Below are 12,431 nucleotides of genomic sequence, written 5' to 3'. Positions count from 1 at the left end.
CGGCAACGTTCCCCCCGCATTCCAGAGCCCGCCATGAGCCGCAAGCACGCCTTCCAGTTCCTCGACCTGCCTCGCACCATGCCGCAGCGCATTCCAGTGGAACTGCGTACGTCCGGCGACTGGGGCGAGCTGTATGGCAAGTTCGGCAAGGAGGACGCCCAGTACCAGGCCGGCCGTTGCCTGGACTGCGGCAACCCCTACTGCAGCTGGAAGTGCCCGGTGCACAACGCCATTCCGCAGTGGCTGCAGCTGGTGCAGGAGAACCGCATCCACGAAGCCGCCACGCTGTGCCACAGCACCAACCCGTTGCCGGAGGTGTGCGGCCGGGTCTGCCCGCAGGATCGCCTGTGCGAGGGCAGCTGCACGCTGGAGGAATTCGGTGCGGTCACCATCGGTGCGGTGGAGAAGTACATCGTCGATACCGCGCTGGCCAGCGGCTGGCGCCCTGACCTGGGCGCGGTGCAGCCCAGCGGCCACAGCGTGGCGGTGATCGGCGCCGGTCCGGCCGGCCTGGCCTGCGCTGATCGCCTCGCCCGCGCTGGCATTGCCGCCGTGGTCTACGACCGCTATGAGCAGATCGGCGGCCTGCTGCAGTTCGGCATTCCCAGCTTCAAGCTGGACAAGGACGTGATCCACCGCCGCCGCGAAGTGCTGGAGGGCATGGGCGTGCAGTTCCGCCTCGGCGTGGAGATCGGCCGTGACCTGAGCGTGCAGCAGCTGCTGGACAGCCACGACGCGGTGTTCGTCGGCACCGGCGCCTACCGCTACACCGATGGTGGCCTCGACGGCCAGGACCTGAAGGGCGTGCTGCCGGCCCTGCCGTTCCTGGTGCAGAACAGCCGCATCGTTGGCGGCGATGATCCGAAGGGCCGGCCGATTGCCGGCTGGGAAGACACCATTGCCCTGCCCGACCTCAACGGCAAGCGCGTGGTGGTGCTCGGTGGCGGCGATACCGGCATGGACTGCGTGCGCAGCGCGGTGCGGCTGGGCGCGGCCAAGGTCACCTGTGCCTATCGCCGCGACGAAGCCAACATGCCCGGCAGCGCGCGCGAAGTGGCCAATGCCCGCGAAGAAGGCGTGCGCTTCCTGTTCAACCGGCAGCCGCTGTCGATCGAAGCCGGCGCCGACGATGAAGTGATCGGCGTGACCGTGGTGGAAACCCGGCTGGGCGAGCCCGATGCCAACGGCCGCCAGAACGCCGTGCCGATCGAAGGCAGTGAATCGCTGCTGGAAGCGGACGTGGTGATCATCGCCTTCGGCTTCTCGCCGAGCGTGCCGGCGTGGCTGGCCGAGCTGGGCGTGGAAGGCCAGTCCAACGGCCGCATCGTGGCCGGCGGCAAGGACCGCCTGCCGTTCCAGACCGCGCATCCACGCCTGTTCGCCGGTGGCGACGCGGTACGCGGTGCAGACCTGGTGGTGACCGCCGTGGCCGAAGGCCGCGATGCCGCCGCCAGCATCGTGCGGCTACTGGCCCACTGAGTCCGGTACCAGCAGTGCCGCCAGCAGTGCCCGCAGTGCGTGCGGCTCTACGGGCTTGGCCAGGAAGTGGTCGATGCCAGCCGCACGACAGGCTTCGCGGGTGCTTTCCATCACGCTGGCGGTGAGCGCGATGATCGGCACCTGCGCACGCGCCGGGCAGGCATCGGCACGGATCGCCCGTGCCAGCGCGAAGCCATCCATGCCCGGCATGTGGCAGTCGGTGATGACCAGGTCGAACGGCTGCGCCTGCCATGCTTCAAGCGCCGACCGTCCATCGGTACAGGCGTGGACCTGCAGCCCGAGCGCACACAGGTGCTGCTCCAGCAGATGCAGGTTGGTGGGATGGTCTTCAGCCATCAGCACGCGCGCCGCCGGCAATGGACGCTCGTCCGCAACCGCCGGCGCGGGCGCGGCCACGGGTGCCTCACAGGCATCCAGGTCCAGATCCAGCCACACCGTGGTGCCCTTCCCGGGTGAGCTGCGCAGCTGCAGCTCCGCCCCCATCGAGATCGCCAGCTCACGGCAGATCGCCAGGCCCAGCCCACTGCCGCCGAAGCGCCGCGTGGTCGAGCGCTCCGCCTGGGTATAGGCAGCGAACACCGCCTGCTGGCGCTCCTCGCTGATGCCCACGCCGCTGTCGCTTACCTGCAGGCGCAGTCGCTGGCCCCAGTCGCGTTGCTGCAGTACCTGCACCTGCAGTTCCACGTGGCCGTGCCGGGTGAACTTCAACGCGTTGCCGGCCAGGTTGAACAGGATCTGGCGCAGGCGCAGGCCATCGGCCAGCGATCCCGGCTGCATCTCCGGATCAAGCACCACCTGCAGGTGCAGGCCTCGGCTGGCGGCCACCGGCATCAGCAGCTGCTGCACCGCGCGCACCAGTGCCGCCAGGTCGGTGGGCCGCAGCTGCAGTGGTGCGCCCTCCAGGCGTTGGCTGTGCAGTACATCGTCGAGGATCTGCCGCAGCATCCACGCGGCATCATCGACGGTGGCCAGCACCTGCTGCTGGCGTGGCTCCAGCCTGCTGCCCGCCAGCCGTTCGAGCATGCCCAGCAGCGTGCTCATCGGGGTGCGGATCTCGTGGCTCATCGTTGCCAGGAAGTGCGCCTTGGCCTGTGCCGCCTGCTCGGCCTCGCGGCGCGCTTCGGCCAGCGCGCGGGTACGTGACTGCACCTCACTGACGTCGATCCAGTAGCCGCTCCACTCGACGTCGCTGTCGTCGCAGGACAACGGCCGCCCATGCGAGCGCACCCATCGCCAGCCCTGTGGCGAGCGGGTGCGGAAGGTGACGTCGATCGGGCCACGCGCCAATGCAGCCATCTCGACGCAGGCCATCACCTGGTTGCGGTCATCCGGGTGGACCGCGGCCAACAATCGCTGGTGATCGATCCGCGCGGTCTCCACGCTGATTCCGAACAGAGCCTGCACGTCCCCGGCGATCTGCGGAAAGCTGTAGTTGCCGCCCGCCGAACGACGCGCCTGGTAGACCACCGCCGGCAGGTTCGCGGTCACCTCCTGCAGGCGCTGCTCCACCCCTCGGCGGCGCACGCTCTCGCGATGGACCCGCCAGTAGCCGAAGGCATGGACCAGCGCCAGGGCGAGCAGGATCAGCGAGGCCGGCACCAGCCAGCGCAGGGGCGACGATGACGGAGCGTTGCGCGGCCGGTCCGGCAGCCAGGCCGCGCGGATCTGATCGCGCTCGGTATCGGTCAGCTGCGACAGCGCCTGTTCGAAGCCGGCGATGACATCGGCGCAGGCGGGCGTGGTCGCCAGCACCAGGGCATCATCGAAACCGGCCGGCGCGGCGATCAGCAGTGCATCGCCCTGGTAGCGGCGCAACGCCGCCTCGACGTCGCCGAGGTTGGCGACCACCGCATCGATCAATCCGGTACCCAGCAGCGGGAGTGCATCGTCCAGCGCTGCCGGTGGCAGCAGCTGCGCACCCGCTGCCTGCTCGGCCAGCAGCCCCTGCAGCGGCACCCGGCTGGGGCTGGCCACAATGCGTCCACGTAGATCTTCCAGGCCCAGCACCGGCGGCGCATCCTCCCGGCGCACGATCACCTGTGGCAGCTGCAGGTAGGGCGTGCTGACCACCCATCCGGCAGGCAGTTGCGAGCGTGGCCATCCCAGCAGCGCCTGGGTGCCGGCCGGCAGCTCGTCCCGGTCCACGCTGGTGGCCGGCACGGGCAACAGCTGCAGTGGCCGTTGCCCGCCCAGCAGCTTCAGGTACGCCGCGCCGAGCCCCCGGGCTTCGCCCTGTTCGCTGGACGACAAAGGAGCACGGTCGGACGGCCAGGCGATGCGCAGCGGTGTGCTGCAGCCCGTGGCGGAGGCCGCGGCAGGCAGCAGCAGGCTGGCCATGACAGCAATGGCTGCCGGGAAGCCGGCGACATTCACGGTAGGCATCCTCATCTCGCGGGCGGAAGGAACGGCCGCGCTGCGGTACCGCTGCCTGCCACGCTATCGACGCGCGGGCCGACGGCAATGAAGAAAGTTGTAAAAGCATCCAGATGGGGGAATGCCGACATACACTGCCGCCTTCACCCGTACCTGCAGAGCGTTCGATGCGCATCGGCCTGGCTGCCAACCGTCTTCATCACCACGACGCGCGCGCTGCGCTGTTCCGTTGGCTGCGCAGCAGCGAGGCCGGCCTGCGCGAGCTGGGCGTGTCGCTGCATGCGGTCGGCCGCACCCATGACGCGATCGAACGGCAGGGCTTCCTGACCGGGTACGCGGGCCTGCACCGTTATCCCTACGGACGCGAGGGTGGCCTGATGAAGCTGGTCGCCGAAGTCGTTGGCATGGGTCCGGATCGGACACTGGATGGCGCGATCTACCTGATCGACCCGGTCGATCCATCCTCGGTGTTTCCGGAAGCAACCGCGCTCAAGCGGCAGTGCGTGATCCACGGCAAGCCGTTCATTTCGACCGTGGCCACCGCACGCGACTGGGTGGAGGTGGAGCGCGTCCACGCCGGGCTGGCAGCCGATGCCGGCGCCGACGACCTGCATGCGTTCGAAGGCCAGACGCTGGCGCTGATCGCGCACGATGCGATGAAGCCGGCGATGCTGGCCTTCGCCGATGAGCACTTCGATGTGCTGGCCCGGTTCGGTGAGCGGGTGGCCACCGGGACCACCGGCCAGCGTTTGAACGAGCTGGCCTGGAGCCGGGGCTGGCCGCGTGATACGCCGTGGGTGACGCGCTACCAGAGCGGTCCGATGGGCGGTGATGCGCAGATTGCCGACCGGGTGCTGGAGGGGCGTTGCCAGCGCGCGATCTTCTTCGAGGATCCGCATGTGGCGCGCCAGCATGAGGCGGATATCCAGCTGCTGGAGCGCGCGGTGACGACGGTGACCGATCAGGCGGTGTGCATTACGGCGCCGCGGGTGGCGGCGCGGTGGGCGGCGGCGGCGGCGTTGCGGGCGGGGTGAGGGTTTCGGCCAACGGCTGAGCCCCTCGTGGCTGGCGGTATCTGAAGGTAAAGCCGTGCTTGGCCGGGCGGGTGAGCCATGCAGGGGACGCTGCAAGTCCCCCTCCGGGGCCCGGCCCAGCCGCTGGCGGCTGTGCGTTCAGGCGCTTGCGAAGCAGTGCTTCGCAAGCAAAGCGCCTTCACCCCTGTAAGCTCGATGGCGCCATCCATGGCGCCAACGCCCCTGCATGGCTCACCCGCCCGGCCACGGACAGATTCCGTGCGTGTCCAGCCACGGAAGAGAGAAAGCAGAGCAAGAGCGGAAGCGGGTCGCGCGCTGTGTGCGCTTCTGTAGAGTCGAGCTTGCTCGACTGCTCAGCACGCGGTCTTGAGTGAAGCCCCTTCTGTTGAAGGGGCGCGCCGAAGGCGGGGGTAGAGGAAGAATGCGTGGGCAACTGCTGTAGCGCGGGCGCTACAGCAGTTGCCGGAGCATGGCCTTCAGGCGTCGCCCTTCCAGCTGGAAGTAGTCGCGCTGTTCGCGCCAGGCGGGGAAGCGTTGTTCCACTTCATGCCAGAACGCGGGTGAGTGATTCGGCTGGATCAGGTGGCAGAGTTCGTGCACCAGCACGTACTCGAACGCGGCCGAGCGGCCGAGCACGAGTGCCAGGTCCAGTGCCATGCTGCCATCCGGGGCCAGCGATCCCCATTGCGAGGACATCACCTTCAGGCGCAGGCGGCTGGGTGCGCGCGGCAGGGTGGGCAGGTACTTCGGCAGCCAGCGGCCGACGTCGGCGCGGGTCTGGGCTTCGTAGAACTCGCGCAGCAGGCGGCGCAGGGTGGCATCACCGCCGCGGGTCGGCCACTGCACGCAGGCGCCGTGCGCGTCGATCTCCAGGCGCGCGTAGCGGCCTTCCTGCCAGCGCAGCGGCAGCAGTTCGCCACGCAGGGGCAGCACGCCGTCTTCGCCGGGCTGCAGCGGTGCCGGCAGGCCCTGGCCTTGGTACTGGCGCAGCTGCAGCGCCAGCCAGTCGCGATGCTGTTCCAGGAAGCGTTCGCCCATCACCAGGCTTGCGCGCGGCGGCAGGGTCAAGCGTGCGCCGCGCTCGTCCACGCTCAGCTTGATGCGGCGCGCACGTGGATCGCGCACGCGCAGCACCTCGATCTCGGCATCCTCCAGGCGCAGGCGAACGGTGTCGCGCTGTACGGTGGCGGGCGGGGTCGGGCTGATCAGGCGGCGCAGCAGACGGCTCATGCGCCCAGCATAGCGCCGCTTCGGGCCGCCGGATGACCGGCGGCCGTCGGGCTGCCTGTTCAGTCAGCCTTGCTGAGCTTGAAGGCTTCTTCCAGCAACAGGAACAGGCGGCGGATCTCGGCGCTCTGCAGGGCGAAGCGGGCGTCGAACTCGGCGCGGCGGCCGTCTTCGTCGGCATGCTCCAGCTGGTCCAGGGCGCCATCGAGGAACTTCAGCTTGCGCACGATCAGGTCGTCGCCGATCACGAAGGACAGGTTGTCTTCGAAGATCAGCGCCAGCTTGGTCACCTGTTTGCCGGCGTCCAGGTGCTTGTCGATCTCGTCGCAGCGCAGTTCCTGGTGCTGGCACTTGACCACCGCGCCACCTTCCACCGGGTCCTTCATCTCGCACTCTTCGCCCAGGCTCAGCCCGGTCGGCAGCGGCTCGCCGGCGATCCAGCCGGTCAGGATCGAGCGCGGCGCGACTTCGGCATTCAGCGGCATCGCCGGGAAGCTGCCGAGCAGGCCGCGGATGTCGGACATGAAGTACTCACCGGTCTTGCGGCTGGAGGTATCCACCGCCACGTAGCCGTGCTGCAGGTCGATGAAGGCGTCGTTGCGCGAGGACTTCACGAAGGCGCGCGGCAGCAGTTCATGCAGCAGGTCGTCCTTCATGCGCTTGCGCTCGCGGCCACCCGGGCGGCGGCCTTCCTTCTCCTCGATCTCCTCCAGCTTGCGCTCGAGCAGGTCGTTGACCACCGCCGCCGGCAGGATCTTGTCCTCGCCGCCCACGGTCAGCCACAGATGTTCGGCGATGCGGTGGGAGAGCAGTTCCTTCTCCTCGCGGCCGAACGGCGAGATGAAGCCGCGCGAATTCATTTCCAGCGCGCCGACCGGCTTCAGCAGCGCGTGCGGCAGCAGGGTATCGACTTCGGAAAAATCGGTGGTGGTCGGGAAACGGAAGAACGTCAGGTTGCGAAAGAACATGGAATTCCGGATGGCAAAGAGGAAGGGCGACCGACCTTAAACGGTGGGCGTCTCGGGATCTGCGTCGGCGTCGGCCGGGGAGCCGGCCAGCCAGGCATGGGCGTCGGGCAGCGTCGCTTCGTCGCGACGGCCCAGCGCCATGAAGTCGAACAGGGTGGTGTCGGCCAGCTGCGAGGGCCGGACTTCACCCATGGCACGCGCGATCTGCTCGATGCGGCCCGGGTGGTCCTTTTCCCACTGCTTCAGCATCAGGCCGACCTGGCGGCGCTGCAGGTTCTCCTGGCTGCCGCACAGGTTGCAGGGAATGATCGGGAACTGGCGTGCCTGTGCGTACTCGACGATGTCGCTTTCGCGCACATAGGCCAGCGGCCGGATCACCACGTGCCTGCCGTCATCGCTGCGCAGCTTCGGCGGCATGCCCGACAGCTTGGCGTGGTGGAACAGGTTCATGAAGAACGTGGCCACCATGTCGTCGCGGTGGTGGCCCAGCGCGATCTTGGTGAAGCCATGGAGTTCGGCGTAGTTGTACAGCGCGCCACGACGCAGCCGCGAGCACAGCGAACACATGGTCTTGCCTTCCGGGATGACCCGGCTGACCACCGAATAGGTGTCCTGCTCGATGATGTGGTACGGCACGCCCAGCCCGGCCAGGTACTCCGGCAGCACGTGCTCGGGGAAGTCCGGCTGCTTCTGGTCCAGGTTCACCGCCACCAGCTCGAACGGCACCGGCGCCTTCTTCTGCAGCTGCAGCAGCACGTCCAGCAGGGTGTAGCTGTCCTTGCCGCCGGACAGGCAGACCATGACCTTGTCGCCGGCCTCGATCATGCCGAAGTCGGCAATCGCCTCGCCGACCTGGCGGCGCAGGCGCTTGGCCAGCTTGTGCTGCTCGCGCTCGGCCACGCGCGGATCACGGGCGATGCGCGGCTGGGGATCGGGAAGGGAAATCACGGCACTCATGGGTTCCATTCTAACGGCTCGGAGCGGCCACGGCCGGGGGTCGGGATTCCCCTCTCCCGGCAGTCATCATCGCTGTGTATGCTCGGAGGCTGTGGACACCTACAGCCCCGCCGAGATCGTCGAGCACCTCGCCGCCCTGCGCGCCGAGCACCGCCTGCTGGATGAACAGATCACCCGCATGGCCGCCAACGGCGAGGACGAGCTGGAAGCCAAGCGCCTGAAGCGGCGCAAGCTGCAGCTGAAGGACTGCATCGCCAAGCTGGAAAGCCTGCAGATTCCCGACGAACCGGCCTGAGCGGTGGCACATCCACGCATGGCGTGGATCTACTGCTTCGCCCCGGTAGATGCCAACCTTGGTTGGCATGCCGTTCGCCGGGCATCGCCCGGCGCTGCCTTCAATCCTGCGGCGCAGGCTCGTCCGGGCGGGCCGCTTCCGGGCTGACCCGCTCGATGGTGTGGCGCAATTCGCGGCCGAGGATGAACTTGGCATCCTTGGCCCAGGCGTCCAGGCGTTCGTCGAACAGCAGCTTGCTGTTCTCGTCCGGCCACACCAGGCGCAGCTCGCGCAGCTTCTGGATGAAGCCGCGGAACAGGGACTTGTCGAAGAACTCCGGTGCCGCCGGTGCGTAGAGCAGGCTCAGCCGCTGCGCGGCCTGCTGGCACAGGCTTTCCAGCTCGGCCGCGCCGAGCACGCCGGGGCCGTTCTTCACCAGTACCGAGATGGCGATGTAATAGCGCTCGAACGCCTGCTGCAGCGAATGGCCGATCGCACGCAGGCGGAACACCTCGTCGGTCTGCCCGGTGTTGCGCGCCAGGATGCCGCCATCGTCATCGTTGACGTTCTGCAGCAGGCCTTCGCGCACGAACACATCGATGGTCCGGTCGATGCGCTGGGCGAACTCGTCCTCGCTCCACGGCAGGAACAGCTCGGCCTGCAGGAACGGATACACCGTACGGCCCAGCTGGACCAGGCCGGTGCGGCTCATGCGGCGGTTGTTCTGGAAGCAGCAGGCCACCCACGACGAGGCGGTGAACAGGTGCACCACGTTGTTGCGGAAGTAGCTCAGCAGCACTGCGGTATCGCCGCTGACGCTGAGCACGTCGCCCAGCGGGTGCTTGATGCGGGTGAGGACGTTGATTTCCTCGGCATGGGCGATGATCCGCTCCGGCGAGTGCGGGGTCACCGTCACCCGGTCCGAGTACGGCATCTCGACCAGCAGGGTCTTGCACAGCTCGATCTGCGCGATCAGGTCGGCCTCGCCCATCGCGTGCTTCGGCGTGGACAGCAGGGCCAGCGCCAGCAGGTTGATCGGGTTGACGTCGGCGGCGCCGTTGATGCGCACCTGGATGCGTTCGGCCAGCGTGTCCACCGTGGTCGACAGCCAGGCCGGCTTCTCGTCCTCGGACACCGCCTCGCCCTTCCACTCCGGCGCCTTCTCGGCGAGCACGTCGTTCAGTGCGATCGGCTCGCCGAAGTTCACCACCACCTGGCCGTAGTTCTGCTTGAGCACCTTGGGGATGCCCCACAGCAGCGACCAGATCGATTCCTTTTCCTTCGGCCGGCCGGACAGTTCGTCCAGGTAGCTGCCGCCCTCCATCAGCTTCTCGTAGCCGATGTAGATGGGCTGGAACAGCACCGGCTTGCGCGGCTGGCGCAGGAACGCGCGCAGCGTCATCGAGATCATGCCGCCCTTGGGCTGCAGCAGTCGGCCGGTACGCGAGCGGCCGCCTTCGACGAAGTACTCCAGCGAGTAGCCACCGGCCACCAGCTGCGCGACGTATTCGCTGAGCACCGCCGAGTACAGCGCGTTGCCACGGATCGAGCGGCGGATGAAGAACGCACCGCCCTTGCGCAGCAGGGTGCCGACCACCGGCAGGTTCAGGTTGATGCCGGCCACGATGTGCGGCGGCACGATGCCACGGTCGTACAGCAGGTAGGACAGCAGCAGGTAGTCCATGTGGCTGCGGTGGCTGGGCACGTAGACCACTTCGTGGCCCGGCGCGGCGGCCTTGAACTTGTCCAGGTGGTGCACCAGCACGCCCGCATAGATGCGGTTCCACACGTGGCTGAGCATGAAGCTGGCCGAGCGCACCACCGGGCTGGAATAGTCCGCGGCGATTTCCCAGGCGTAGGCGTGCGCCTTCTTCCAGGCATCGGCCGGCTTCGAATTGTCGCGCTTGGCCTGTGCGGCGATCGCTTCGCGCACCGGTTCCGCCGCCAGCACCTGATCGACCAGCAGGCGCCGCGTCGACAGGTCGGGGCCGATCACCGATTCACGGATGCGGCGGAAATGGGTACGCAGCACGCGCTGCAGCTTGCGCACCGTGCGCTCCGGCTCCAGGCCTTCGTCCACGGTGCTGCGCAGCGAGATCGGCGGGGCAAAGCGGACGATGGTGCTGCGGCCGTTGAGCAGCACCGCCAGCAGGCGGCGGAAGCGGCCGACCAGCGCCCAGTTTTCCGAGAACAGCACGGCGAACCAACCGCTCTGCTTGTCCGGCGCGCGGCCGACGAAGATCGACACCGGCACCAGGTGCACGTCCAGGTCATCGCGCACGCGATGAGCCTGCAGCACCTTGGCCAGCGAGTCCGAATGGGTCTTGGCGCCGCGCTGCTCGGGAATCAGCGAGTTGCTGGAGCTGCGCCGCGACAGCGCCAGGTAGGCGCGCTTGCGGCCGGTCGGGTCACCGGCCAGCGGCACCAGCGGCGACGGCAGGCCGGCCTGGCGGCAGGCCTTGTCCAGGATCAGCGCGTTGGACAGGCCGTAGTCCTCCAGCACGTACATGACCGGGCGGCCATCGTTGTACTGGCCCGGGTCTTCCGGTTCGATCTTCAGCGACAGCCACGGCTCGACCAGGCGGCCGAGCAGCCGAGCCCACAGCGGGCGGCGGCCAGCCGGACGCGCGTGCGCGGGCGGCGGTACCGGGTTCGGGCCGGTACCGGTCGAGGGGGACGCCGGCACCGTATCGGCGGGCGTCGACTGGGATTCTTCGCCGGGGAACGGCAGCGGGTTCTGTTTCGACATCGGCGCCATTATGGCTTAGGCGGCAGTGTTGCCGCTTCCCCACCCTCGGGCGGGGTCTCGGCCGGTGCCGGCGCCGCTGCGGCACGGGCCGCGTCGGCCTTGCGCAGCAGGGCATCGGTGTCGGCCAGGGTGCGGGTCAGGTACCAATGGCCCTCGCGGCGGCTCAGCGGCAGCTGCAGGGTCATCTCACGCCCCGCCAGGTCGTAGTGCAGGCGCACCAGCGCGTTGTCGCCTTCCACCGAGAGCAGTTCACCGCGCACGCTGCGCAGTGCGTCATCCACGCCCAACCCGTAGCTGCCCAGCACCGCCTTGAGGGTATGGATGAACGGCGCCAGCTGCTGCAGGCTACCTTCCATGCCCGCGGCCTGCAGGCCGGCCTCATCGTCGAAGCCAACCTTGCCGGCGGCACCCACCAGCGCGGCGATCGTGCTGCGTGCACGCGCACGGTCACTGATCGGCGCGCCCTGCGCCCAGCTGGCAAGGGTTTCCACCAGGGCGATGTAATGGGCCTGCTGGCCGGGCGTATAGCCCTTCTGGTGGCGCAGGTACTGCACACCGAAGTTGCCCATCGACTGCGCGGCCTGGCGCACGGCACCGGCCTGGCCGGCCAGCTGGCGGTCGAAGCTGCGTTGCAGTTCGGCACCGGCATTGGGCGTGCGCAGTGCGGCCAGCATCGGCAGCAGCTGGTCACCCAGCGGCAGCTCGGTCAGCGGCCACTGGCTGTGGCCCTCGGCCCAGGCCTGCTGCAGGCGCTGGTACTGGCTGGGTGGAACCGACAGCTTTGCATAGCCGACCAGATCGTCCTCGGCCAGGCGCAGGGCCATCGCCTGCACCGCCGCAACCGGTTCGGCTGCCGGCCTGGCCGGATCGTTGGCCGGTTCACGGCACGCGGTCACGGCCAGCAGCAGCATGACTGCCAGCCCCCATCCACGCGCAGACCTTCCTCGCACTGCCACGCTCATGCACTCGGACTCCCCGGACCGGTCCGCATCTTGCGGCCTGCGAGGTGACAGCGGCAAGCCGGGACGTCACGGTTTCCGCGGTTGCTTGTGCAAGTCACTGATCGGAATAAAAAAAGAGCCGGGATCACGAGGATCACAGGCTCTTCAAGCCGGCGCAGGGCCGGTGGACAGTGTTGTGGCACATGTCCGGTCCGAGGACCGGATGGCGGCGATCCTACGCTGCCGCTCAAGTTAAGGCAACACTTCACGTAGTGTCATATAAATCATTGATTTTATTGAGCAGCCTGATGCCTGGTGCCGGGGCCATGAAATCTACGGCAGATTTTGCGGCGATTCGGGCACAACCGGTCCTTCGGCGGATGCAAAAACGCCATCCCGCGCGGGTCG

The 12,431-nt window shown here is 68.3% G+C and carries 9 protein-coding genes; 3 read left to right on the top strand and 6 right to left on the bottom strand.

Features of this window, described 5'->3' with window-relative positions:
• Positions 1–33: 33 nt before the first annotated feature.
• Entirely contained in the window at positions 34–1,479 is a 1,446-nt protein-coding gene (locus ACSYS9_RS00315) for an FAD-dependent oxidoreductase (protein ID WP_014035469.1), read from the top strand.
• Here ACSYS9_RS00315 and ACSYS9_RS00310 read toward each other — a convergent pair.
• Positions 1,465–3,873: an ATP-binding protein gene (locus ACSYS9_RS00310; protein ID WP_071228635.1), complete on the bottom strand. Its 2,409-nt coding sequence runs from the start codon at positions 3,871–3,873 to the stop codon at positions 1,465–1,467. The genes ACSYS9_RS00315 and ACSYS9_RS00310 overlap by 15 nt on opposite strands.
• Before the next feature lie 167 nt (positions 3,874–4,040).
• Between ACSYS9_RS00310 and ACSYS9_RS00305 the strand changes: the two genes are divergently transcribed.
• Complete coding sequence (locus ACSYS9_RS00305) at positions 4,041–4,907, top strand: methylglyoxal synthase (protein ID WP_049422383.1); 867 nt, start codon at positions 4,041–4,043, stop codon at positions 4,905–4,907.
• A 450-nt stretch (positions 4,908–5,357) separates the two neighbouring features.
• On the opposite strand, the gene ACSYS9_RS00300 is transcribed toward ACSYS9_RS00305, so the two are convergent.
• Genes ACSYS9_RS00300 through ttcA form a run of 3 tightly spaced genes read right to left on the bottom strand, consistent with a single transcriptional unit; the run spans position 5,358 to position 8,059 of the window.
• A complete protein-coding gene (locus ACSYS9_RS00300; RefSeq protein WP_071228636.1) occupies positions 5,358–6,137 on the bottom strand; it encodes a M48 family metallopeptidase in 780 nt (259 codons plus the stop codon).
• A gap of 59 nt (positions 6,138–6,196) precedes the next feature.
• On the bottom strand, positions 6,197–7,102 hold the full coding sequence (locus tag ACSYS9_RS00295; protein WP_005411825.1) for a recombination-associated protein RdgC: 906 nt from the start codon (positions 7,100–7,102) through the stop codon (positions 6,197–6,199).
• Positions 7,103–7,138: 36 nt separating this feature from the next.
• Positions 7,139–8,059 carry a tRNA 2-thiocytidine(32) synthetase TtcA gene (ttcA, locus tag ACSYS9_RS00290; RefSeq protein ID WP_177179514.1) on the bottom strand — a complete coding sequence of 307 codons (921 nt, stop codon included), beginning with the start codon at positions 8,057–8,059 and terminating at the stop codon, positions 7,139–7,141.
• Positions 8,060–8,150: 91 nt separating this feature from the next.
• On the opposite strand from ttcA, the gene ACSYS9_RS00285 reads away from it, so the two are divergent.
• Positions 8,151–8,354, top strand: coding sequence for a YdcH family protein (locus tag ACSYS9_RS00285; protein ID WP_049461553.1), 204 nt, complete (start codon positions 8,151–8,153; stop codon positions 8,352–8,354).
• 100 nt (positions 8,355–8,454) lie between these two features.
• Here ACSYS9_RS00285 and plsB read toward each other — a convergent pair whose 3' ends face one another.
• Together plsB and ACSYS9_RS00275 are read right to left on the bottom strand one after the other, a co-directional pair.
• Complete coding sequence (plsB, locus tag ACSYS9_RS00280; protein WP_032128690.1) at positions 8,455–11,091, bottom strand: glycerol-3-phosphate 1-O-acyltransferase PlsB; 2,637 nt, start codon at positions 11,089–11,091, stop codon at positions 8,455–8,457.
• Positions 11,091–12,044, bottom strand: coding sequence for a hypothetical protein (locus ACSYS9_RS00275; RefSeq protein ID WP_071228638.1), 954 nt, complete (start codon positions 12,042–12,044; stop codon positions 11,091–11,093). The genes plsB and ACSYS9_RS00275 overlap by 1 nt, the downstream gene beginning before the upstream one ends.
• Positions 12,045–12,431 lie beyond the last annotated feature (387 nt).

It is taken from the genome of Stenotrophomonas sp. STK17_22 (assembly GCF_051983905.1).
Taxonomy (GTDB): domain Bacteria; phylum Pseudomonadota; class Gammaproteobacteria; order Xanthomonadales; family Xanthomonadaceae; genus Stenotrophomonas; species Stenotrophomonas maltophilia_A.
The sequence above is the reverse complement of the archived record's forward strand: the minus strand, read 5'-3'. Positions and strand labels throughout refer to the sequence as shown.